Here is a 23,256-nt window from a genome sequence, read left to right as displayed (position 1 = left end):
AAATTTAAGAACAATGCTTAATTTCGAGTTTAAAAATCCAACTAAAATACTTTTCGGTAAAGGGGAAATTGCCAAAATTTCCAAAGAAGTCCCGGCAAACGCTAAAGTTTTACTAATCTACGGCGGCGGAAGCATCAAGAACAACGGTGTTTACGACCAGGTAAAAGAAGCGCTGAAAGGCCATGAAATCTATGAATTTGGAGGCGTCCCTGCCAATCCTGAATATGAAATTCTGATTGATGCTTTGAACTTCATTAAAGAAAAAAACATAGACTTCCTTCTGGCCGTGGGCGGAGGATCGGTAATCGACGGAACCAAATTTCTCTCTGCTGCTGCCAATTATAATGGTGAGCCGTGGGAAATACTGAGAAAATCGGTAAGAACTTTTGAAGGTGAAGGATTGCCTTTCGGAACGGTTCTTACATTGCCGGCAACCGGTTCTGAAATGAATTCCGGCTATGTGATTTCAAGAAGAGAGACCAATGAAAAATTGTCTTCCGGCGGTCCGGGTCTTTTCCCTCAGTTTTCCGTACTGGATCCTGAAGTGGTAAGATCCATCCCGCCAAAACAAATTGTAAACGGTTTAACAGATGCTTATACGCATGTCTTAGAACAATATATGACCGCACCTTCCTCTGCAGATTTGCAGGAAAGAATTGCAGAAAGCATTTTGATCAGCCTACAGGAAACGGCTCCGAAAGTTCTGGCAGATGATTTTGATTACGAAGCAGCCGGGAATTTTATGTGGTGCTGTACAATGGCCCTTAATGGACTGATTCAGAAAGGGGTTATTACCGACTGGGCCGTTCACGCCATGGGTCACGAACTGACCGCGTATTTTGGGATCGATCATGCGAGAACACTGGCTATTATCGCTCCTTCTCACTATCGCTATAACTTCGACTCTAAAAAAGGGAAACTGGCTCAATACGCAGAAAGAGTGTGGGGAATTACAAACGGTAGTCTTGAAGAACGGGCAGAAGCCGGAATCAGAAAACTGGAAGAATTTTTCCACAGCCTACATATTCAGACTAAACTTTCAGAATATACGCAAGATTTTCAGGGTACAGGAGAAAGAGTGGAAAAAGCATTCACGGAGAGGAACTGGACCGGTCTTGGCGAGTATAAAAAACTTACACCTCAGGATGCAAGGAAGATCGTAGAAATGAGCTATTAAAGAAGCAGGAAACGTGAAGTTGGAAGATATAAGTTATTTGAAATTCAGAAATGGATTATAACTTACCATCACCATCTTCAAACTTCTGGTAAATTATTTTGTTTACAAACATTCGTTTAAAAAACCTTAATTTCATTAGAGATATTTCAAATTTATTTATATTTTAGCATATTCTTAAATTTGTAAAAATGAAAAAACAATTACTTTTATTTGCCTTTTCAGCATTAGTGCTTAGTTCATGTGAAGATGATGATATCCAAGCTTATGAAATGGATATGATGAAAGGTGAATGGAAAATCAGTAAAACAGAAGTAATTTCAGGAAAAGACGACAAGACAGTGCTTGGAACAGATGTTCCAACCGGCTGCGAGGCTAAAAATACCATCGAATACAGAACGGATTTTTACACAGCTTTTTCAGCGTATACAGGAACGGGAACAGACTGTCAGCTCACTTACAAATCAGAAGGGACATATGATTATGATACTGAGACTAAAAACCTTACCATAAAATATACAAATGACAGCCCCAGACCATATCAGGTAGTTGTTCTTACAAGCTCGGAGATGCGGCTTAAACAGATGTTCGGAAACATAGACCAGAATGGAGATCAGGTGATTGATTACACCTACATTTCTTTAAAAAGATAACAGAAACTCCCGGAATTCGGGAGTTTTTTAATGAAAGGAACTTTTAAATGATTATATAATGAAGAAGATGTTATCAGCATTTTTATTGCTGACTTTTGCCCTTTTCTTTTCGCAGGAAAAAAAACCGATGTTCTGGCAGGACATACAGACTTTTAAAAAACAAGATCAGGAAACGCCACCACCTAAAGATGCCATCCTTCTGATAGGAAGTTCATCATTTACAAAATGGACAGATGTCGGCGATTATTTTCCGGATAAAACCATCATTAACAGAGGTTTTGGCGGTTCACGATTAACAGATCTTAACTATTATGCCCATGATCTTTTAAATTATCAGCCCAAACAAATTATCATTTATTGCGGTGAAAATGATTTTGCGGATGATGACCAACTGAAAGCTGATGTTGTGGTAGAAAGATTCAAAACTTTTTATCAAAAAATACGGACTAAATTTCCGAAAATCGAAATTGATTATATTTCCATCAAATATTCTCCGAGCCGCGAAAAGCTTTGGCCCCAAATGAAGGAAGCGAATAAAAAAATTGCCGCTTTCATGAAAAAGCAGCCTAATGCAGCGTTTATTGATATCACAAAAGTAATGCAGGATGCCAACGGAAACGTACGGAAAGATCTTTTTGTGGAAGACATGCTGCACATGACACCGGAAGGATATAAGCTGTGGACTTCTGTGATGAATCCTTATATGAAATAATTTTTCAATCATGATAAAAAAACAAATAACCATTTTACTATCGATTTTATTTTGCTTTCTTGTATCAGCACAGGACAAATCTACCCAGGAAAAGCTAATAGAAGAGCTTTCTGAGAACGCTTGTGAATGTGTAGACTCTATCAGCCTTTTTAACAGAAATAAAACTGATGTTATTAAAGATATTCATAGTTGTATCGATAAAAATACTCTAGCATTACAGTTAGGAAGTTTATTAGCTGATGTTGAGAAAAACTCTAAGAAAACAGATAAAAAAAATCAAAAAAAACAAATCAATATTAACGTAGATACAAGTCAAAATTCTGAACAATATAAAGATAGCTATAATGCAATCGAAAGATATATGATGAAGAATTGTCCTAGTCTGAAAAATGCTGTAAACGTTGCTGAAAGTAAGTCTGAAAAGCTCTCAAAAAATGAGAAGGCTATTGAATTTTATAATATAGCTATTGCGGCATCTAAAAAAGAAGATTGGAAGGAAGCCATAAAAAACTATGAGAACGCAGTAGTAGAAGATCCTGATTTCACTTATGCCTGGGATAATTTAGGAGTCTGTTACAGAAGAGTCGAAGATTACGACAAGGCGCTGATAGCTTATAAAAAGTCGCTTGAAGTAGATCCGAAAGGAAAAATGGCATTACAAAATATACCGATAGTATATTCGTACAAAAAAGAGCATCAAAAGGCTATTGATGCTTATAAGGAATTGGATAAAGTATATCCTAATGATCCTGAAGTATATTATGGAATGGGTAATGTTTATTTTAATGGTTTGAAGGATGATGAAAAAGGATTAGATTATATATCAAAAGCCTACAAGATCTATAACCAACAAAAATCTCCCTATCGTACTGACGCAGAAACAATAATGGGTTTGATTTACAGGAAAATGAAGCAAGAAGATAAGATAGATAAATTCAAGGAAATTTTAAAGAATAACAATATAGACTTTGAGTGATTTTCGATTATTCTTTGATCTGTGTTCATTGTAATATTTAATATGATAAAAAAAACTCCCGAAAATTTCGGGAGTTTTTTTATTTCTTTTTCTTGGATTTTGAAATCGCTTTTTGCTGGGCCCTGTTGGCACCGAATTTTTTCGGAGCTTTTCTTTTGGAGGGTCCTCCCCAGTTTTCCTTGGTGTTTTTGGCTTTCTTTTCGTGGAATGCCCCTCCGCCTTCATTCAGTTTTACCTGGGCCGGATTTTTCATGGAAACCTGCTCCTCTTCAGATGCAATTTTCTTAGGATTTATCTTGACTTCTTCAGGGAAATCGATGAATTTCAACTCTTTATCCATCAATAATTCAATATCCAGAATCAACGGTTCTTCTTTTTTCGTAACAAATGTTACCGCTTTCCCGTCTTTGTCTGCCCTACCCGTTCTACCGATTCTGTGAATATACTGCTCCGGAATATCAGGGGTCTCAAAGTTGATCACATGCGTAATATCTGAAATGTCAAGACCTCTTGCCATAACGTCTGTTGTGATTAAGCCTCTTATCTCTTCATTTTCAAAGCTCTTCATAGCTTTTAACCTGTAGTTCTGAGACTTATTGGAATGGATCACATCAAACTGATCCGGAAAAAGCTCACTGATTTTAGTAAAGAGAAGATCTGCATTTTTCTTGTTATTATTGAATATCAATACTTTAGACATCTCGTCATCACGCTTCAGGAGATATTCCAACAGGTTGATTTTGGTATTGAAATTCTCAACTTTATAAGCGGTCTGTTCAATTTTTTCAAGCGGCGTACCGGATTTTGCGAGGGAAATTTCAACAGGACTGGCAAAATATTCGTCCAGCATATCATCCACCGCTTCCGTCATGGTTGCGGAAAAAAGGATGTTCTGTCTTTTCTCTTTCATCATTTCAAAAATGTGAGTCAGCTGCGGTCTGAAACCGAGATTCAGCATTTCATCAAATTCATCAATGATAAGTTTCTGAACTTCCCTGAGGGAAATTGCATTGTCGATCGCAAGGTCCATTACCCTTCCCGGAGTTCCTACCAGAATATCGCAGCCACCGTCGAATAAAAGCTTTTGAGTATTGATATTTTTACCTCCATAAATCCCGATCACTCTTGCCGTGATATTTTCTGTCAGCTTCTCAATAATTTCCGTTACCTGCACTACGAGCTCCCTTGTGGGTACAAGAATAAGAACTGTAGGATTTCCGCTCTTATTGTATTTCCAGGTTTTAAGGACAGGTAAAAGATAGGCCAGTGTTTTTCCGGTACCGGTCTGTGCAATTCCCATCACATCGCGTCCGGAAAGGATCGGCTTCAGGCTCTTCTCCTGAATCGGTGTAGGCTCGAATAATTCCAGGTCTGCCAAAACATCAAGAATTTTAACCGGAAGGTCAAAATCTGCAAAAGTGAGTTTTTCCATTTTGCAAAGATAGGCAATTAATTTTTGAGAATATAAGACTGATCCGGTAAGTCTTGGCAGCCGTTGCTTATCTGTTTACCACTCTGAAAGCGATATTACGTCCTAATCCCTGCATGATGGCGAGATTGATCCAAGAAAGAGCAAATTTTTCCAGAAGCTCTACTTTGTCAGATTTTCCAAAATCGATACACGAGCCGAAACCACAATCCAAAGCAAGTTTTTTAGCAACTTCTTTAGCTTTTTCACTGTCGCCCGCCATGAACATATCAATTCCTTCACCACGGTATAAAGGATTCAGCATATTTTCAAAGCCGGTTGTATTAAAACATTTTACGATCTCAGCATTTGTTTTATCTGTTAAGGCATGATAAACTGTTTTGTAGGGCCCGGGATTTTTCATAATTGCATTGGTCGCATCGATAATTATTTTTCCTGATGCATTACCAATTTTTTCCACGATTTCAAAAACGGCTTCCGGAGGTGTTGCAATGAGAATGACTTCGCATTGTTTTACTGCATTTTCTATAACGGCAAAACGGTCCTCGCCTATTTTCGTTGCCAGGTCAAGATTTTTTTCACTCAAAGGAAACTGAGCTCCGATCAAAACATTGTGGCCTGCTTTTATCCATTGCTGAGCTAAAGCTCCGCCTACATTTCCCGAACCGATAATTGCGATATTCATAATTTATATTTATTATTAGATTGAATGTATTGTTATCTGAACACTATCATTTTCAGATTAATACAACAAATATAGCGTGCTATTTGGATAAAAAGCTATATTGTTTATCTTTGTGAGAAACACACAAAAATGTAAGTATGCCTAATTTTATTTCTGATCATCACGTTTTCCATAATCCTGTAGAATTTGCGATGAGCAAAATAGGAGGAACCTACAAAATGCCTATCTTATGGCGTATAAAAGACAGAGCGTGGCGTTATTCTGAGCTTGCAGCGAGTATCCCGCACATTTCCCACCGAATGCTTTCCAAATGCCTGAAAGAATTGACAGAAGACGGATTTATAACAAAAGAAATTTTCCCTGAAGTTCCGCCCAGAACGGAATACTCTATTACCGAAAGAGGTAAAAAAGCTTCTGAGATCGTAGGAATTCTACGGGATTACGGGACGGAACTGATGAAAGATTACGGTATCCAATCACATTAAGATAAGAGTTGCTATTTCCTGGTGATTCTCAGCAAGATAATGATTGTCAAGACCATTGAAAATATAAATCCAAGAACGGCTACGAGAGACATTTCCCCAACTTTAGGTCCGGATTCCGAGACAAACACAATTGCCGTGGCGATGATATTCGCACCCAGGATTATCGTGAGAATAAGATTGACAATGCTTGACTTGATTAACTGGTTGGTCTTCTCAATATTTTTAATTTCACTGGTAACAGTGAATTTATTTTCGTCCAGCTTCTGAAGTACGGAACGTAATTCTTTCGGGATTTCATCTACATTATCGGTAAAGGTCATCATTTTATCCATCCCGGTTTTCAAGATATTCTGCGGACTTATCTTTTTAGCGAATATTTTTTTGGTGTACGGATGCAGGCTTTTCACAACATCCAAATCAGGATTAATGGTGCGGCCTACGCCTTCAATCAATCCTATACCTTTAAACAGAAGATAAAAATAATCCGGCATGTAGAGGCGGTTATCTTTCAGGACATCTTTCATTTTGTTCATCACCGCATGCGGATCAATCTCTTTGAGTGATGTGCTGTGAACAAAATCCAGAATATCTTCCACATCACCCTCGAATCTCCTTTCATCCGGAATCTGATAGCTGACTGCCATTTTTTTAAGGTAACGTACAATTTTATGCGGATTTTTTGCGACGAAACTTACGATAAGATCTTCCAGGATTTCTTTATCATTCGGCGGAATTTTACCTACCGCACCAAAATCTATGAAAACAACTTTTCCATCTTTTTTTACCAGGATATTTCCGGCATGAGGATCTGCGTGAAAAAAACCATAGTCGAGAATCTGTGAGACAAAGAGCCGCAACCCGGCTTCGGAAACAATGACCGGACTTATGGAATTTGCTAACAATGCCGCTTTATCGGTTACTTTAATTCCGTCAACAAACTCCATACAAAGTATATTATTGTTGGAAAATTCTTCGTAGACCTTCGGTACATACGTTTCTTTGCTGTTTTTAAAATTTCTTCTGAACTGAAGAATATTTTCTTTTTCATTAATCAGTGAAACCTCTTCCAGCAAAGATTTTTCAAAAGTTGAAATGGCCTGTTTAAGATTAAGTTTTTCTCCGATTTCAGAATAGGATGAAATCAGTTTCTCCAGATCTTTGATCAACAAAAGATCATCTTCTATGATTTTCTGAACATCCGGTTTTTTTATTTTAAGAATGACCTGTGTTCCGTCTGTCAGGAAAGCTTTGTAAACCTGCGCAATGGAAGCGGTAGCCAGAGGCTCGTTTTGAATTTCGGAAAAGTGCTCCGAAACAGAAATATTGCATTCATTTTCGAGGATTTCGGCAACATTCATCTCTAGTTGATCTACTTTATCCTGAAGTTTCTGCAGTTCCTGGATCAGTTCCGGAGGAAGAAGATCTTCCCGGTTGCTAAAGGTCTGGCCGAGTTTTACAAAGGTAGGTCCCAACTCTTCCAGAGCCATTCTTATTCTTTCATAAACGGTTCCTTTTGAAATGATTTCTTCAAGATCGGAAGAAACTTCAGCCTGCTTATTTCCGACATTCATTCTTGCCAGAAGATCTTTAAATCCATACTTGCTTAGTACAGAGATGAGTTTTGCAGATCTTTTCAGCTTTCTTTGTTGCTTATTAAACATAATGCATAAAAGTAATAAAAACAAGCCATAAGCATTCAAAAAGTATTCCTAATATCTAAAAAAAACTTTGCCATAAAGGCAAAGCGGCTATAGTATTTTATACAATAAAAAGTTTTTTCCATCTTGAAACCGTATTTCGGCTCAGTTTATAATGCAGCGCGAGTTTGGTATTGTTCAGGCCGTGCTCTTTCTGGAATTCTAGAATTTTGATAATGGTAGACTTGCTGTACGACCGGTGCTGCTGATTGGATTTGATGATATCTTCTGAAACAGGAGTAAATATTATATTGTTAATTGCAATAACATCCAGTTCGGAAAGAGTCTTTTTACTGAGGATTTTATCACAAAGTTCTTTTTTTTCCGGGAATTTCTTTTGCAGGATATCAGTATAAATTCTTTTAAAGTCCGGCTGTGAAGTTTTGTTTTTTTTCATGTTATCCGTTATTAAGGTTACCGTATTTTTTAGTCCATCGATGAAGCGTAGATTTCGGGATGCGGTATTCCTTCACAATCTGAGGCATTGTTTTTTCCTCGGTTTCTATCAGTTCAACAATAAAATCGATAACTTCCCGGGTATAGATACTTTTGCGAAAGCTGGGCAGCATGGATTTTTTTTCTGCCTGTTTATCTACTTTGGAAGGTGGTGCATAGAGGATAAGATGCTGAGAGTATATTCTGAAGAAATCATATTCCAGAAGCTTACTCCATCTCATAAGAATATCACTATCTAAGCTCTTGGACTGATACATCTCATCAATCTGGTCTTTCGTGGTTTTCAGGAATTTGCAAATTCTTTCGAGATCAGTTCCTGTATCTTCAACGCGAGTCTTTATGATACTTCCTATGTGTATTTCTTTGTAGTCAAATTTCATCCTTTTAGTATTATATGTGAAAAATAAAAATGGTGTTGTTACTTTTGGGTAAATAAAATTCTCTATCTCCGGATAGAAAACGAAAAAAAACTATTGAAATTACCAGAAACCGAAGCTTACAATCTATGTGCAATGTATTATTCATCATCAGATACCTTTCATGTGTTTGCACTAATTTTGATGAGAAGTATTTATTATTTTAATACTTCGCGAAACAAAAACAATTTCAACAGTTTGCATTTTTAAGAATGGAAGGAACTTTAAGACGGCTTTAAATCTTTGGTTATTACTTAAAGATTTATTCAGGTCCGAATTTTTCATGAATATCTTATAATCAGGTTTGTCAGGTTAAAGTTTTCAGTGGCAATTATTAGCTTTATTTAAACTAAACTATTTTTACAAATTTAGATAAAACCAAACAATAATACAATATATTTAAATCATTTACATTTAAATATTAATATTAGAGTTATTTATTAATTTATAAAAAAATATTAATTTCTATTTGCAAATTTTTACTAAGCTTTATCTGTTAACGCTTATCATAGTATTTTATTGTATATAACAGCTATTTAACCTATTTATCACTATTTAATGCTTAACAATTTGTGAAAATTTCTTGTTAAAATTTTTAATATATATACAATTATTAATACTTATTTTTAATGATGTTTTACACCTATTTATAAAAAAAGCACCCCTTTTTCTAAAGAGGTGCAAATTTTTACAATCAACTGATAGTACTTTAACTATTTTAAATACGTTTCATAAAGATCTTTTCTTCGGTCTTTCATCACCTGTACAGAACCATGGTGATGGAGGTCTTTCAGAAGATTTAAATCAACATCAACAATTAGTGTCATTTCCGTGTTGGGTGTTGCTTCTCCTTTGATGGCATTTGATGGAAAAGCAAAATCTGAAGGAGTAAATACTGCAGCCTGCCCAAACTGGATATCCATATTATTAACTCCCGGAAGATTCCCTACGCAACCTGCAATTGCAACGTAACATTCGTTTTCGATGGCCCTTGCCGCTGCACAATGCCGAACACGCATATAGGCATTCTGCGTATCCGTAAGATAAGGAACAAAGAGAATTTTCATTCCCTGATCAGCTAAAATTCTCGGTAATTCCGGGAATTCCACATCGTAGCAGATGACCAACCCGATCTTTCCGCAGTCCGTATCAAAAACACGGATTTCACTCCCGCCTTTCATTCCGTAATATTTTCTTTCGTTTGGGGTAATGTGGATTTTCCTGTATTCATCGGTTCTTCCGTCACGGTGAAGAAGGTAACTTACATTATACAGCTCATTATTTTCGAAAACCGGCATGCTTCCGGAAATGATATTAACATTGTAACTGATGGCCAGATCCGAAATTTTCATTTTGATTTCTTCCGTTAATTTTGCCAGCTCAATCATACTGTCTCTTTCAGAAAGTTTATTAAATGGAGCCAGCAAAGGAGTATTGAACAATTCCGGAAAGAGTACGAAGTCGGCTTTATAATCGCCCATCACATCTACAAAAAACTCCACCTGCTCGTAGAAGGCATCAATATCTTTGAAATGCCTCATCTGCCACTGTACCAGTCCGAGACGGATGATGCTGTCCTGCATGGTGTTTGGCTTCTTACTGTAATAAATATTATTCCACTGAAGAAGGACGGCATTTTCTTTTGAGGATTCATCTTCGGGAAGGTACTTCTTTAAAACCCTGATTGGCAAAAAGTTATTGGACAACTGAAAAGACAAAACCGGATCATAAATTTCTTTATCCCTTACTCTTCTGATGTATTCTCTTGGTGAAAGCTCGCTGTGTTTATGGTAATTTGGGATTCTTCCGCCTAAAATAATGGATCTTAAATTGAGAAGCTCACAAAGTTCTTTCCGGGCATCATATAATCTTCTTCCCAGCCGAAGCTCACGGAACTCAGGATCAACAAAAACTTCAATTCCGTAGAGTACATTTCCTGTGGAAGTATGGGTATTGAAGGTATAATTTCCAGTAATATCGCTGTATGTATGATCATCCCCGAATTCATCATAGTTGACAATGATAGAAAGCGCCACGGCGGCGAGCTTTCCGTCAACCGTAATACAGATCTGTCCCTGAGGAAATATTCTTGTTAATTTTTCGATGCTTTTTTTGGACCATACATATTCTGACATTTGGGGATATGCCCGCTTCATGGTCTCGACGAGCCCCGGATAATCTTCGACCGTCAACGGTCTTGTTTCAATTTGCATTTGATGTAATTTTATTTAAATTTAGGGAAAAATTAATAAAAATACATTTTAGCAATATGAAAAGATATTGTTAATAACCCTTCAAAAAATATGAGAATTTATCCATTAATTCAATTGAGTACTGTCGTTATTATTTCTGTTTTGAAAATATTTTATACAAATTCTGTAATCAATTTATCATATAATTTAAATTTAGTCTCCGTTTCACCTGTAAGTGTTGAGGATGTAAAAACATTTATTTATGTTTATCTCATAGGATCTATCGGATTAAATTATCTTATTTTTCATAAATATATTGTATTTAAAATTATATACTGTTTGTTAATTGCACTGAATATTTTATTGATAATTTGTTTATTAAATAAGTTCTAACAAAAAATCCCACCAAAAAGGCAGGATTTATATCTAAAAATTCAAGTCAAATTATTCCCACTCGATGGTTGCAGGCGGTTTGCTTGAAATATCGTACGCTACTCTGTTGATTCCTCTTACTTCGTTGATGATTCTGCTTGAAACCGTATCTAAAAACTCGTAAGGAAGCCTGCTCCATGTTGCTGTCATGAAATCGATGGTGTTGGCAGAACGGACAACTGCTGTGTATTCATAGGTTCTTTCATCACCCATTACGCCGACAGATTTTACCGGAAGAAGCACGACGAATGCCTGAGAAACTTTTTCATATAAATCATTTTTATATAATTCTTCAATGAAAATATCATCCGCTTCCTGAAGGATTCTCACTTTTTCAGCATCAACAGCTCCCAAAATCCTAATTCCCAAACCAGGGCCAGGGAAAGGATGTCTGTGCACCAAATGATGTGGAATTCCCAGTTCTTCACCTACTTTTCTTACTTCATCCTTGAATAATTCTCTTAAAGGTTCAAGCAATTCAAACTCCATTTCTTCCGGAAGACCTCCCACATTGTGGTGAGATTTAATTACCGCAGAAGGACCGTTTACCGAATGGCTTTCAATAACATCCGGGTAAATTGTTCCCTGTGCTAAGAATTTGGCACCTTCAATTTTATGAGACTCTTCATCAAAAACATGAATAAACTCGTTTCCGATGATTTTTCTTTTTGCTTCAGGATCATCTACTCCTGCTAATTTTGATAAGAACCTTTCCGAAGCATCTACCAATTTGATGTTCATGTGGAAATGCTCTCCGTAATTGTCCATTACTTTTTTACCTTCATCTTTTCTCAGCAATCCTGTATCAACAAAAATACAAGTCAGCTGATCGCCTATTGCTCTGTGGATAAGAACCGCTGCTACCGAAGAATCCACGCCCCCCGAAAGTCCGAGGATTACTTTCTGGTCACCTACTCTTTCACGGATTTCGGCAACTGTTTTTTCGATATAATTGGTCAGTTTCCAGTTTTTTTCTGCATTACAGATTCCAAAAACGAAGTTCTCCAGCATTTTTCCGCCTTCTTCCGTGTGGGAGACTTCCGGGTGAAACTGTACGCAGAATATTTTCTTGTCTTCATTGGCCATGGAAGCAATTACCCCTGATTGTGCATTCAACTCAAAGCCCGGAGGCAATTGCCCTACTTCATCAAAATGGCTCATCCACACAATAGAATTATTGGCTACGCCCTTTAACAAAGAACTTTCTTTGACAATTTCAAGATGTGCTTTTCCATACTCTCCTTTTACGCCTTTATGAACTTTCCCTCCTAAAAGGTGCGCCGTTAACTGCATTCCGTAGCATATTCCCAACACAGGTATTCCCAGTTCGTACAGTTCCTTTTGAACAAGATGTGCATTTTCTGCATTTACGGAGCTTGGTCCGCCGGAAAGGATAATTCCTTTCGGCTGTTTTTCCAATATGGTCTCTAATGGTGTATTGAATGGTAAAATTTCGGAATATACGCCCATTTCACGGATTCTTCTTCCGATAAGCTGGTTGTACTGTGATCCGAAATCTAATATGATAATACCGTTGTTCATTTTTTATAATTGATGAATGATGATTCTGATTAATTCGCTCCGGGTTTCACCCGAAGCTATTATGATTTTGCCCTTTCAGGGCTCTCTTGAACTCTTTATTTAGGTTTTGGCTAAAGCCAATTTGATTTCCTTTAATTAATTGGGCTTCCTTTGACGAGCTCAGGATGACATTGCCCGATCCTATTGATGAAACCTTTACAAAAAAAGACCTGGATTTCTCCAAATCTTTTTTCGTGATGTATGTTAGAACTTTCCGATGTCTTCTCTGTAGAAGCCGTAATCGAAATGCACATGGCTTGCATCTTCGTACACTTTTTTACGGGCATCTTCATAAGTGGCACCTGTAGCTACAATGTTCAGCACTCTACCGCCGTTAGAAACTACCTTGTCCCCTTTTCTGATGGCTCCTGCATATAAAAGTTTGCTGTATTTCAACTTATCTTCACCCACGATTTCGAAACCTGTCTCGATGTTTCTTGGATAACCTCCAGAACACATTACGAGGCAAACTGCTTTTTCGTCCTTAAATTTTAGCTCGATATCCTTTCCTTCCATACAATCCTGGATCACATCCAAAAGATTGTTTTCCATTAAAGCCATTAATACCTGCGTTTCAGGATCTCCAAATCTCATATTGTATTCCAGAAGATATGTTCCGTTTTTGGTAACCATCAGTCCGAAGAAAATAATTCCTTTAAAACCGAAGCCTTCTGCTTTAAGACCTTTTAAGGTTGGTTCTAAGATATTTTTTTCAAAATCTGCATAGTGTTCCTGAGTGAATTCAGGGCTTGGTGCTACTGTTCCCATACCTCCCGTATTTGGTCCGGTATCTCCGTTTCCTGCTTTTTTATAATCTTTCGCCGCGATACAAGGGAATAATTTTTCGCCGTTTGAGAATGCAATAATGGAAGCTTCAAAACCTTCTAAATATTCTTCGATAACTAAACGGATTCCGGCATCACCATAGATTCTTCTGATCATAAAATCGTGAATGGTAGCTTCAGCTTCTTCTAAAGTATCGCAGATCACAACACCTTTTCCGCCTGCTAAACCACTTGCTTTAACGACTAATGGAAACTGTTGCGTCTGAACATATTCTTTAGCTTCATTGTATGAATCAAATACTACCGCTTTAGCCGTTTTGATATCATAGGTCTGCATAAACTTTTTAGAGAAAGCTTTGCTTCCTTCTAAACTTGCCACTTTCTGTGTAGGACCGAAAACTTTAAGATCATGCTTCTTGAATTCGTCTTTTAAACCTGCTACAAGCGGTGCTTCAGGACCAACGATTGTTAAGTCCACCTTTTCTTTGATGGCAAAATCTCTAAGTTCCTTAATCTCTGATAAATGAACATTTTTTCCAATAACATCAGTGGTAGCGTTTCCGTTAGCAAAAAACATTTTAGAAATTCTTGGGTCATTCTGAAGTTTTGCTGCCAAAGCAGATTCTCTTCCACCTTCACCTATGATTAATATTCTCATACTTTATTTAATTATCTAGTCTATAATTTACAAATATATAATTTTGAATGCTATAAATACAATCTCAAAATATAATTTCCGGATGTCAATATTTGTCTTAGTAAAATTTTTAACGCAAAGTCCGCTAAGATATTTTTATTAACTGACTGTTTTTTAAGTTCGCAAAGGCGTTAACACTCAGCAAAGACCGAAAAGCACTCTATCTTAAATTACAGATTTCCATCCATAATTTTAATTTAATTTTAATTAATGTAAAAAATGTCTGATTCCGGTAAACATCATCGGGATATTGTGTTCATTGGCAGCATCTATGCTGTCCTGATCTTTTACACTTCCTCCCGGCTGAATGATTGCGGTAATTCCTTCCTGAGCGCAGAAATCTACCACGTCACGGAAAGGGAAAAATGCATCTGAAGCCAACACCAATTCACCTGAAAACTTTTCTTTGGCTCTTTCAATCGCCTGTTGGGTTGCCCAGATCCTGTTTACCTGTCCGCCCCCGATTCCAAAGGCCTGAATCCCGTTGGAAACTACAATAGCGTTTGATTTTACATATTTTACTACTCTCTGAGAGAATAATAATGCTTTTTTCTGTTCCTCCGTAGGCTGAGTTTCTGTTACCACTTTAATATCTTCAGAGAAGATATTGTCGTTATCCTGCACCAGAATTCCGCCGTCGATTTTCACCCAAGTTTGTTTGTCGGATACCGGATTTACAATTTTTATAATTCTTAAGTTTTTCTTCTTTCTTAAAATTTCTAATGCTTCTTCGTCAAATTCAGGAGCCATTACAATCTCAAGGAATGTTTTATTTAATTCTTCCGCTGTTGCTGCGTCGATTTTGTAGTTCATTGCAACAATTCCGCCAAAGATGGAAACAGGATCACATTCAAAAGTTTTCTGATAGGTTTCCAACGCTGAAGTTCCGATTGCAACTCCGCAAGGTGTAGAATGTTTTACAGCACAACAAGCCATTTCTTCTTTGAATTCTGTTACCACTTTCCAGCAAAGATCCATATCACGAAGGTTATTGAAAGACAATTCTTTACCTCCCAGCTGTTCAAAATCTTTCATTGCACCATTTTCGAAAGTAGAAACGTAGTAAGCTGCTGTCTGGTGCGGGTTTTCTCCATATCTAAGGTCAGAAACTTTTTTGTAAGAGGCATTCAAATAAGTTGGGTAATCTTCTTCCAAAAGCATTCTTGAAATCGCTGCGTCATAAGCAGAAGTAAGATTGAATACCTTTCCTGCTAATTTCTTACGGGTTTCAATGTAGGTATCACCGTTTTGCTCCATTTCGATTTTAACGGCTGCGTAATCTTCAACATCGGTAATTACCGTCACAGAATCAAAATTTTTAGCCGCAGAGCGAAGCATAGAAGGTCCTCCGATATCGATAAATTCTACCTTTTCGTGAAGAGAAATGTTTTTGTTTACATTTTCGAAAAAAGGATAAAGATTTACAATGACCATGTCAATCAGGCCAATTCCATGTTCCTGTACCGTATTCATGTGTTCTTCGTTGGAACGAACCGCCAGCAATCCTCCGTGAACTTTCGGGTGTAATGTTTTCACTCTTCCGTCCAACATCTCCGGAAAATTGGTAACCTCATCAATCTGAATGGGATTTAAACCAGCATCTTTCAAATGTTTGAACGTCCCTCCTGTAGAAATCAATTCGTAATTCCGGGCTTCCAAAAACTGCGCGAATTCGATCAATCCGCTTTTGTCAGAAACACTGATTAAAACTCTTTTTTTGCTCATCTTACTTTCAATTTTTTACTTTTTGATAGGAACTTTGATCCTATCCTGATTTAAATTATCCTTTCAGGACTTTCATTTTACAATCTTATAGGACTTCATCCTATTCTGATGTAGGTCGTCCTTTCAGGACTCTCATTTTACAATCTGATAGGACTTCATCCTATCCTGATGTAGGTCGTCCTTTCAGGACTCTCTTTAATTAAGAACTTTTATTTTCAATTTACTTTTTACAGTTATTTCAAACTGTGGACCGGGTCTTTCACCTCCGGTCTTTTATTTTTACTTAGATTTTCAATTTTTTCGAAATAATTTAGATCTAAATGTATTTTCTAATTTGATCAAAGAGATGCTTTCCTTCGAAAAGTTCAGGATAAACTCTTGGCTTAGCATGAAATCTCTAATACTAACTTTTTTATATCTTGTTATGCTGGAAGCATCTTAACTATGTTTAGATTCCTTCGGAATGACAAACTGAGTGGCTAGATGTTACGTTGTCAGGCTGAGCTTTTAGAAGCCTTTCATTGCTGTTAGCTTTTCGGCCACCCCGTCAAAAATTCTTTCCGAATTTTTATCCCCCTTCCAAAAGAGGGAAATTTTGTATCGCTAATAATTAGCGTTTATTTATTATTTAATACTTTATTTATTGCTATCGGGAAAATTTCGTATTCTATTAAGTGAACTTTTTCCGCAACAGTTTCGGGAGTATCGTCTTCCTTAATTTCGAATGATTTCTGAAGAATAGCTTCTCCTTCATCAATTCCTGAAGTCACAAAGTGTACGGTAGCTCCGCTTTCTTTTTCTTTTGCTTCTATCACAGCGTTGTGAACATGATGTCCCCACATTCCTTTTCCTCCGAATTTCGGAAGCAATGCCGGATGGATGTTGATTATTTTACCCTTCCAGCTTTCACAAAACTCAGGCTTCAGAATGGATAAGAATCCTGCTAAAACGATTAAGTCCGTATTTTCAGGAATCATTTTACTCAATTCGCTGCTGAAATTTTTTCCTCTCGGAATCAAAACGTTTTCGATGTTATGATTTTTTGCTCTTTCCAATCCGTAACATTCTCTATCGGCAACCACCAAAGATACTTTTGCATTCCGGATTTCTCCATTATCAATGGTATCGATGATTCTCTGAAGATTAGTTCCTGAACCTGAAACGAGTATAACTAAGTTTTTCATAGATTAATGTAACAATGTATCAGTTTAACAATATAACAATTCATTAAAATTGGTAAAATGTTACATTGTTATATTGGTACATTAAAATGATAATTTGATTTTTTCGTTTGCTTCTGTAATTTCTCCGATTTCGTAAGCATCATCCAAAAGGTGTAATACTTTTTCTGCATGTTCCGCATCTACCACAACGATCATTCCTACCCCCATGTTGAAGGTTCCAAACATTTCTTCACGGGCAACGCCACCTCTTTTTTCCAATTCCAGCATGATGCTTGGAATCTGGATTTTTGAAGCATCGATGGATGCGCATAATCCTTCGCCAATAATTCTCGGAATATTTTCATATAATCCGCCTCCGGTAATGTGGGCAATACCGCAAACTTTTACTTCTTCAAGAACTTTATGAATATCTTTGTAGTACAATCTTGTAGGAACCAAAAGTGTTTCATATAAAGGTTTTCCTTCGAATTCTTCGTTGAAATCAGGGAATACTTTTCTTACCAAAGAAAATCCGTTTGAATGGAATCCTGAACTTGGGAGAGCAATAATTTTATTTCCTGGTTTTATATCGGATCCGTCAATGATCTGATCTTTTTCAACAATTCCTACGCAAAAACCTGCCACATCATAATCTCCCGGCTGGTACATTCCCGGCATTTCGGCAGTTTCTCCGCCAATCAGTGCACAGTTGTTATCTTTGCATGCTTCTACCATTCCTAAAACAATTTCTGCAGCAATTTCGGAATCAAGTTTTCCGCAAGCCAGGTAATCCAGGAAAAACAAAGGCTTTGCACCATGACAAAGGATATCATTGGCGCACATTGCGAAACAGTCTACCCCGATAGAATCGTATTTTTTCGAGTCTAAAGCTACTTTAAGCTTTGTTCCCACCCCATCGGTTCCGGAAACGAGGACTGGATTTTTGTATCCTCCAATTTCATAAAAAGCACCAAAACTTCCCAAATGATTCAATACATTGGAATTATGGGTTTCGCCAACCGCTTTTTTGATTTTGTCAACGGTTTTGTATCCTTCCTCTTTGTCTACTCCTGCTGATTTGTATGTGTTGCTCATATTATTATGTAAGTGTATCAGTTTAACAATTTAACAATGATTTTAATTGTTAATGTGCTAAAATGGCACAATTTATTTCTATGTTTAAATTTAAATTTCGAAAATAAAAAAGCCGACAATCTTAGTAGATTATCGGCCGTTGTATTATCTCAGAATTTCAGAGCCCACAACATTCCCTTTCTTGGAGAAACATTCTTTAAAAGTGGTCTGAATATTCATCTTTTTTTCTTTTTGCAAAGATATTAATTTTAAATTAATATTCAAATCTATTTTTAAAGGATAATTTATACTGCGGAAATTTTTGCAATTTTTTCCTTCAATTCGCTGTCTTTCTCTTCATTAGAAATTTTTTGAGCCGACTTGTCGAAATTATCATTAAAGAAAGGAAGGGTAAAAGTATCTACAATATTTCCTCCGTGAAGCGGGAAACGTTTTTCTGCTGCTTCCAAAACACCTAATCCGCCTCTGGCTCCCGGAGCCGTTGCCATCAACAGCATTGGTTTTTCATTCCACACTGCTCGGTCTTTGATTCTGGAAGTCCAGTCGAATACATTTTTAAACGCTGAAGAATAGGTTCCGTTATGTTCTGATAAAGAAATGATAAGCATATCTGCCGCATCAATTTTCGCAGCGAAATTTTTTGCTTCCTGCGGAACACCACTTTCCACTTCACGCTGGTGCTTGTAGATTGGCATTTCAAATTCGTTCATGTCTACAACTTCCACTTCTGCATTCTGAATAAGTGAAGCTGCATAAGTCACTAAAAGTTTATTGATAGATGTTTCGGAATTGCTTCCTGCTATTGCTAAAATTTTCATTTATTTTTAATTTTCTTTTGTTTTCTTTATGGGATTCCCCATTTTTATTTAAATTGAACCACTTCGCGGTTCGTTGATGTTATGTCATTTCTTCCCAGGGTTTCACCCATGGCTATTTATATTGAACCACTTCGTTGTTTACAGATCGGAATCATTTCATTTTTTATTGTAATTCCTTCAATGATATCAACCTGACGCTGCAAAATTAATTGTTTATTTCAAATAATGGGGCAATTCCATTGGAACTTCCATTAAAAGGATTTCTGTGTCTTCGATGGCTTCAACGTTGAAACTTTGGGTATCCCAGATTCCAAGCCCGTCTCTTTCATTTAAAATCCGATCGCCGATTTTAGCACTTCCTTTTAACACAAAGGCATAGACTCCGTTTTCTTTTTTATGAAACATATAATTTTTACCGTTTCCCTGGGTAAATTTTCCCAGATTGAACCATGCATCCTGATGAATCCATACTCCGTCGTCATTTTTATCGGGAGACAGAATCTGCTGGAAACCGTTGATTTTTTCGCCTTCTTTAATACTTTTCTGATCGTATCTTGGCTCAACACCGGTTTCTCTCGGGAACACCCAGATCTGTAAAAATTTTACCGCCTGGTCTTTATTTTTGTTGTATTCGCTGTGCATGACACCCGTTCCGGCACTCATCACCTGTATTTCTCCTTTTTTGATGACCGCCGTAGTTCCCATGGAGTCTTTATGTTCCAGATCTCCTTCGAGCGGAATTGAAATGATTTCCATATCTCTGTGCGGGTGTGTCCCGAAACCCATTCCCTGCGTCACGGTGTCATCATTCAGCACTCTCAGTACACCAAAATGTGTTCTTTCCCGATTCTGGTAATTGGCAAAGCTGAATGTATGATAGCTGTTTAGCCATCCATGATTGGCGTGGCCTCTTGTATCTGCTTTATGATATACTGTTTTCATGTTGTTCTTATTTATGATACAAATGTACATTCAATAAAACGTTAAAATATTGATGTAAGGTAAGAACGTCAAAATCAGTCTTTCATCGGATTATCATTTTTAATCTTACACAAGCATATTGAGAACATCGGGGTTTTCATTGAGATAAGATTCAAGATAATCCAGGGCCTGCATTCTCTGCCTGAGCCCTTCAAAATCCGAAGGATCGGAAAGCTCGATTCCGACAATCGCCAAAGCTGTTTCTCTGGAGTTTTTCTTTGTATATTCAAAATGGGTGATATCATCATTTACTCCTAACACATTAAGGACAAAATCTTTAAGAGCACCCGGACGCTGTGGAAATTTTACCATAAAGTAATGTTTAAGACCATTGTAGAGCAAAGCGCGTTCTTTAATTTCCTCCATTCTTGTGATATCATTATTGCTTCCGCTTACGATGCATACTACATTTTTACCTTTTATCCGGTTTCGGAATTGGTCTAATGCTGAAATTGACAAAGCTCCGGCGGGTTCCAGCACGACAGCGTCTTTATTATAAAGCTGAAGAATGGTATTACAAATCTTTCCTTCATCTACGGAAATACATTCGGATAGTGTATTTCTGCAAATCTCAAATGTTAAATCCCCTACTTTTTTTACAGCAGCTCCATCTACAAAGCGATCAATTTCAGGAAGTTCCGTATTGATTTTATTTTCTATGGATATTTTCATAGATGGCGCCCCTTTGGGCTCTACTCCGATCAGTCTTGTTTCTGCCGACAATTCTTTGAATACTGTGGAAATTCCTGAAGCGAGGCCACCTCCACCAATGGGTATAAAAACAAAGTCCATTGCTTCTTTTTGCTGTCCTAGAATTTCGAGTGCTACCGTTGCCTGCCCTTCAATAATCTGGACATCATCAAAAGGATGTATAAAGGCTGCACCGAAAGTTTCTGCAAAATCCAAAGCGGCGTTTTTCGATGCGTCAAAAGTATCTCCGAAGAGTTTGATCTCTACAAAATGACCGCCAAACATCTCTACCTGCTCCAGCTTTTGTTTCGGGGTTGTGACCGGCATAAAAATCGTCCCTTTAATCTGCAGCTGTTTACATGAAAAAGCTACACCCTGAGCATGGTTCCCTGCGCTTGCACAAACTATTCCTTCTGAAGTTTTACCTTCATTGAAAAGACTTTTTATTTTGTGATAAGCGCCTCTTAATTTGTAAGATCGTACCGGCTGTAAATCTTCTCTTTTAAGGTAAATATGCGCGCCAAATTTCTCCGACAAACGAGCGTTATATTGCAAAGGCGTGTAATTCACTACATTTTCGATACTTTTTCCGGCCTGTATGATGGATTCCAGTGTGGGAAATGTGAGGGTATTATTCATCTTCATTTATTTTAATGATTCTTTATGATCTTTATTCCCTGAAGCAGCAATCTGCCGCAGCCCGACCTGAGTGGAGCTCTTTTTCTTTTTCGGAAAAGAAAAAAGCGGGAACGGAGGGCGGAAATAGCTGCCCAAAAAAATTTTATGCGGTTTTAATGGATTTCATAGCCGTCATTGCCTGACGAAGTGTTCTGCCGACAATTTCCACAGGATGATTTCTCAGAATGTCGTTAACGCGAACCAGCTGCGCATTGTCTACTGCTGTGTCTTTTCCTTCGTTGAAGTTCTTCCCTACCAAATCGGTATCTACTTTTTTCATAAAGTCTGCCAGTAAAGGTTTACAGGCCTGATCGAAGAGGTAGCATCCATATTCTGCGGTATCGGAAATCACGCGGTTCATCTCGAACAGTTTTTTTCTTGCAATGGTATTGGCAATCAGCGGTACTTCGTGCAGGGATTCGTAATAAGCCGATTCCGGTTTTATCCCTGCCTCTATCATGGTTTCAAAAGCCAGTTCTACGCCGGCTCTTATGAAAGCTGACATGAGCAGATAATGGTCGAAATACTCCTGCTCCGAAATTTTTATATCTGCCGCGGGTGTTTTTTCAAAAGCCGTTTCGCCTGTTTCCGCCCTCCATTTCAAAAGACTGGTGTCCCCGTTTGCCCAGTCTTCCATCATGGTTTTGGAGAATTCTCCGGAGATGATATCGTCCTGGTGTTTCTGGAAAAGCGGTCGCATAATGTCCTTCAACTCTTCGGAAAGTTCAAATGCTTTTATTTTTGCCGGATTGGAAAGACGGTCTAACATTCCGCTAACACCGCCGTGTTTCAGGGCTTCCGTGATGACTTCAACGCCATACTGAACGAGCTTGGAAGCATATCCTGCATCAATGCCTTTTTCTACCATTTTGTCGAAGGAAAGAATAGAACCGGTCTGCAAAAGTCCGCACAAGATTGTTTGTTCTCCCATAAGATCAGATTTAACTTCTGCCACAAAGGATGATTTTAGTACTCCTGCTTTATGTCCGCCAGTTCCAACACAGTAAGCTTTCGCTTCTGCCCATCCTTTTCCCTGAGGATCATTTTCGGGATGTACGGCAATAAGTGTAGGTACTCCAAAACCACGTAGGTATTCTGCACGGACTTCGGAACCGGGACATTTCGGTGCTACCATGATTACGGTAAGATCTTTACGGATCTGCATTCCTTCTTCCACTATATTGAAACCGTGGGAATAGGACAACGTGGCGCCTTCTTTCATGAGTGGCTGTACGGTGTTGATAACGGAAGTATGCTGTTTATCAGGGGTTAAATTGATTACTAAATCTGCCGTGGGAATGAGCTCCTGATAAGTTCCTACATGAAAGCCGTTTTCTGTGGCATTTTTCCAGGAATCTCTTTTTTCGTCGATGGCTTCTTTTCTGAGCGCGTAAGAAACATCGAGTCCGCTGTCTCTTAGGTTAAGCCCCTGATTAAGTCCCTGAGCGCCACATCCTATGATTGTTATTTTTTTCCCTTTTAAGGCTGCTACCCCATCGGAAAACTCTGTACTGTCCATAAATTCTGCCTGTCCAAGCTGATGCAGCTGTTCTCTTAGGGATAAGGTATTGAAGTAATTTTCCATATTTTAAGTAAAATGTAAAAAGTATTCGGTAAAATGTTTACTGTAACTACTTTTCAGGATTAATGTTTTTATTTAGGTTTTGTTTTGAATATTTTTTGAAACAATAAAACATTGTATTTCAATTTCGGGATTTGAATGTTTTGACTGATCT

General features: G+C 37.6%; 20 protein-coding genes. 5 read left to right on the top strand and 15 right to left on the bottom strand.

The window, feature by feature from the left end; genetic code table 11:
- Window positions 1-13 precede the first annotated feature (13 nt).
- The 4 genes from BUA76_RS09995 to BUA76_RS09980 all read left to right on the top strand — a co-directional run bounded on the left by BUA76_RS09995 (window position 14) and on the right by BUA76_RS09980 (window position 3,515).
- Window positions 14-1,177, top strand: a complete 1,164-nt coding sequence (locus tag BUA76_RS09995) for an iron-containing alcohol dehydrogenase (RefSeq protein ID WP_072884663.1) — start codon at window positions 14-16, stop codon at window positions 1,175-1,177.
- A 188-nt stretch (window positions 1,178-1,365) separates the two neighbouring features.
- Complete coding sequence (locus tag BUA76_RS09990; protein WP_072884662.1) at window positions 1,366-1,827, top strand: lipocalin-like domain-containing protein; 462 nt, start codon at window positions 1,366-1,368, stop codon at window positions 1,825-1,827.
- A gap of 58 nt (window positions 1,828-1,885) precedes the next feature.
- Window positions 1,886-2,539 (top strand): GDSL-type esterase/lipase family protein, encoded by a 654-nt coding sequence (locus BUA76_RS09985; protein ID WP_072884661.1) that lies wholly within the window; start codon window positions 1,886-1,888, stop codon window positions 2,537-2,539.
- A gap of 10 nt (window positions 2,540-2,549) precedes the next feature.
- Window positions 2,550-3,515: a tetratricopeptide repeat protein gene (locus tag BUA76_RS09980; RefSeq protein ID WP_072884660.1), complete on the top strand. Its 966-nt coding sequence runs from the start codon at window positions 2,550-2,552 to the stop codon at window positions 3,513-3,515.
- Between the two features lie 79 nt (window positions 3,516-3,594).
- Here the strand turns inward: BUA76_RS09980 and BUA76_RS09975 are convergent, their stop codons facing one another.
- Window positions 3,595-4,947, bottom strand: coding sequence for a DEAD/DEAH box helicase (locus BUA76_RS09975; protein WP_072884659.1), 1,353 nt, complete (start codon window positions 4,945-4,947; stop codon window positions 3,595-3,597).
- Window positions 4,948-5,014: 67 nt separating this feature from the next.
- On the bottom strand, window positions 5,015-5,629 hold the full coding sequence (locus BUA76_RS09970) for an NADPH-dependent F420 reductase (RefSeq protein WP_072884658.1): 615 nt from the start codon (window positions 5,627-5,629) through the stop codon (window positions 5,015-5,017).
- A gap of 137 nt (window positions 5,630-5,766) precedes the next feature.
- On the opposite strand from BUA76_RS09970, the gene BUA76_RS09965 reads away from it, so the two are divergent.
- Complete coding sequence (locus BUA76_RS09965) at window positions 5,767-6,114, top strand: winged helix-turn-helix transcriptional regulator (RefSeq protein ID WP_072884657.1); 348 nt, start codon at window positions 5,767-5,769, stop codon at window positions 6,112-6,114.
- A gap of 11 nt (window positions 6,115-6,125) precedes the next feature.
- Here BUA76_RS09965 and BUA76_RS09960 read toward each other — a convergent pair whose 3' ends face one another.
- From BUA76_RS09960 to ilvC, 13 genes are all read right to left on the bottom strand, one after another.
- On the bottom strand, window positions 6,126-7,775 hold the full coding sequence (locus BUA76_RS09960) for an ABC1 kinase family protein (protein ID WP_072884656.1): 1,650 nt from the start codon (window positions 7,773-7,775) through the stop codon (window positions 6,126-6,128).
- Window positions 7,776-7,872: 97 nt separating this feature from the next.
- Window positions 7,873-8,208 (bottom strand): transposase, encoded by a 336-nt coding sequence (locus tag BUA76_RS09955; protein WP_066436637.1) that lies wholly within the window; start codon window positions 8,206-8,208, stop codon window positions 7,873-7,875.
- 1 nt (window position 8,209) lies between these two features.
- Window positions 8,210-8,647, bottom strand: coding sequence for a transposase (locus BUA76_RS09950; RefSeq protein ID WP_072884655.1), 438 nt, complete (start codon window positions 8,645-8,647; stop codon window positions 8,210-8,212).
- A gap of 749 nt (window positions 8,648-9,396) precedes the next feature.
- The gene (locus BUA76_RS09945) at window positions 9,397-10,896 is read right to left on the bottom strand and encodes a carbon-nitrogen hydrolase family protein (protein ID WP_072884654.1); all 1,500 of its coding nucleotides are present in this window, start codon (window positions 10,894-10,896) and stop codon (window positions 9,397-9,399) included.
- 423 nt (window positions 10,897-11,319) lie between these two features.
- Complete coding sequence (gene guaA / locus BUA76_RS09940; protein WP_072884653.1) at window positions 11,320-12,849, bottom strand: glutamine-hydrolyzing GMP synthase; 1,530 nt, start codon at window positions 12,847-12,849, stop codon at window positions 11,320-11,322.
- Window positions 12,850-13,092: 243 nt separating this feature from the next.
- Window positions 13,093-14,331, bottom strand: coding sequence for a phosphoribosylamine--glycine ligase (gene purD, locus BUA76_RS09935; RefSeq protein ID WP_072884652.1), 1,239 nt, complete (start codon window positions 14,329-14,331; stop codon window positions 13,093-13,095).
- Window positions 14,332-14,577: 246 nt separating this feature from the next.
- Window positions 14,578-16,095, bottom strand: a complete 1,518-nt coding sequence (gene purH, locus BUA76_RS09930) for a bifunctional phosphoribosylaminoimidazolecarboxamide formyltransferase/IMP cyclohydrolase (protein ID WP_072884651.1) — start codon at window positions 16,093-16,095, stop codon at window positions 14,578-14,580.
- A 617-nt stretch (window positions 16,096-16,712) separates the two neighbouring features.
- Window positions 16,713-17,279, bottom strand: a complete 567-nt coding sequence (gene purN, locus BUA76_RS09925; RefSeq protein ID WP_072884650.1) for a phosphoribosylglycinamide formyltransferase — start codon at window positions 17,277-17,279, stop codon at window positions 16,713-16,715.
- A gap of 81 nt (window positions 17,280-17,360) precedes the next feature.
- Window positions 17,361-18,353: a phosphoribosylformylglycinamidine cyclo-ligase gene (purM, locus tag BUA76_RS09920; RefSeq protein WP_072884649.1), complete on the bottom strand. Its 993-nt coding sequence runs from the start codon at window positions 18,351-18,353 to the stop codon at window positions 17,361-17,363.
- Window positions 18,354-18,637: 284 nt separating this feature from the next.
- Window positions 18,638-19,171 (bottom strand): NADPH-dependent FMN reductase, encoded by a 534-nt coding sequence (locus tag BUA76_RS09915; RefSeq protein ID WP_072884648.1) that lies wholly within the window; start codon window positions 19,169-19,171, stop codon window positions 18,638-18,640.
- Between the two features lie 213 nt (window positions 19,172-19,384).
- Complete coding sequence (locus BUA76_RS09910; RefSeq protein WP_072884647.1) at window positions 19,385-20,113, bottom strand: pirin family protein; 729 nt, start codon at window positions 20,111-20,113, stop codon at window positions 19,385-19,387.
- Between the two features lie 105 nt (window positions 20,114-20,218).
- Window positions 20,219-21,487, bottom strand: a complete 1,269-nt coding sequence (gene ilvA, locus BUA76_RS09905; RefSeq protein WP_228408477.1) for a threonine ammonia-lyase IlvA — start codon at window positions 21,485-21,487, stop codon at window positions 20,219-20,221.
- 136 nt (window positions 21,488-21,623) lie between these two features.
- On the bottom strand, window positions 21,624-23,105 hold the full coding sequence (ilvC, locus tag BUA76_RS09900) for a ketol-acid reductoisomerase (RefSeq protein ID WP_072884646.1): 1,482 nt from the start codon (window positions 23,103-23,105) through the stop codon (window positions 21,624-21,626).
- Window positions 23,106-23,256 lie beyond the last annotated feature (151 nt).

It is taken from the genome of Chryseobacterium takakiae (assembly GCF_900129385.1).
GTDB classification, from domain to species: Bacteria; Bacteroidota; Bacteroidia; order Flavobacteriales; family Weeksellaceae; genus Chryseobacterium; species Chryseobacterium takakiae.
The sequence above is the reverse complement of the archived record's forward strand: the minus strand, read 5'-3'. Positions and strand labels throughout refer to the sequence as shown.

What these genes read in the sequence shown, in the direction of transcription:
- BUA76_RS09985 (WP_072884661.1), top strand. Translation starts at nt 1,886, where the DNA reads ATGAAGAAGATGTTATCAGCATTTTTATTGCTGACTTTTGCCCTTTTC.
- BUA76_RS09945 (WP_072884654.1), bottom strand. Translation starts at nt 10,896, where the DNA reads ATGCAAATTGAAACAAGACCGTTGACGGTCGAAGATTATCCGGGGCTC.
- BUA76_RS09915 (WP_072884648.1), bottom strand. Translation starts at nt 19,171, where the DNA reads ATGAAAATTTTAGCAATAGCAGGAAGCAATTCCGAAACATCTATCAAT.
- BUA76_RS09970 (WP_072884658.1), bottom strand. Translation starts at nt 5,629, where the DNA reads ATGAATATCGCAATTATCGGTTCGGGAAATGTAGGCGGAGCTTTAGCT.
- ilvC (WP_072884646.1), bottom strand. Translation starts at nt 23,105, where the DNA reads ATGGAAAATTACTTCAATACCTTATCCCTAAGAGAACAGCTGCATCAG.
- purD (WP_072884652.1), bottom strand. Translation starts at nt 14,331, where the DNA reads ATGAGAATATTAATCATAGGTGAAGGTGGAAGAGAATCTGCTTTGGCA.
- BUA76_RS09980 (WP_072884660.1), top strand. Translation starts at nt 2,550, where the DNA reads ATGATAAAAAAACAAATAACCATTTTACTATCGATTTTATTTTGCTTT.
- BUA76_RS09960 (WP_072884656.1), bottom strand. Translation starts at nt 7,775, where the DNA reads ATGTTTAATAAGCAACAAAGAAAGCTGAAAAGATCTGCAAAACTCATC.
- BUA76_RS09955 (WP_066436637.1), bottom strand. Translation starts at nt 8,208, where the DNA reads ATGAAAAAAAACAAAACTTCACAGCCGGACTTTAAAAGAATTTATACT.
- BUA76_RS09950 (WP_072884655.1), bottom strand. Translation starts at nt 8,647, where the DNA reads ATGAAATTTGACTACAAAGAAATACACATAGGAAGTATCATAAAGACT.
- purM (WP_072884649.1), bottom strand. Translation starts at nt 18,353, where the DNA reads ATGAGCAACACATACAAATCAGCAGGAGTAGACAAAGAGGAAGGATAC.
- BUA76_RS09995 (WP_072884663.1), top strand. Translation starts at nt 14, where the DNA reads ATGCTTAATTTCGAGTTTAAAAATCCAACTAAAATACTTTTCGGTAAA.
- purN (WP_072884650.1), bottom strand. Translation starts at nt 17,279, where the DNA reads ATGAAAAACTTAGTTATACTCGTTTCAGGTTCAGGAACTAATCTTCAG.
- purH (WP_072884651.1), bottom strand. Translation starts at nt 16,095, where the DNA reads ATGAGCAAAAAAAGAGTTTTAATCAGTGTTTCTGACAAAAGCGGATTG.
- ilvA (WP_228408477.1), bottom strand. Translation starts at nt 21,487, where the DNA reads ATGAAGATGAATAATACCCTCACATTTCCCACACTGGAATCCATCATA.
- guaA (WP_072884653.1), bottom strand. Translation starts at nt 12,849, where the DNA reads ATGAACAACGGTATTATCATATTAGATTTCGGATCACAGTACAACCAG.
- BUA76_RS09965 (WP_072884657.1), top strand. Translation starts at nt 5,767, where the DNA reads ATGCCTAATTTTATTTCTGATCATCACGTTTTCCATAATCCTGTAGAA.
- BUA76_RS09975 (WP_072884659.1), bottom strand. Translation starts at nt 4,947, where the DNA reads ATGGAAAAACTCACTTTTGCAGATTTTGACCTTCCGGTTAAAATTCTT.
- BUA76_RS09990 (WP_072884662.1), top strand. Translation starts at nt 1,366, where the DNA reads ATGAAAAAACAATTACTTTTATTTGCCTTTTCAGCATTAGTGCTTAGT.
- BUA76_RS09910 (WP_072884647.1), bottom strand. Translation starts at nt 20,113, where the DNA reads ATGAAAACAGTATATCATAAAGCAGATACAAGAGGCCACGCCAATCAT.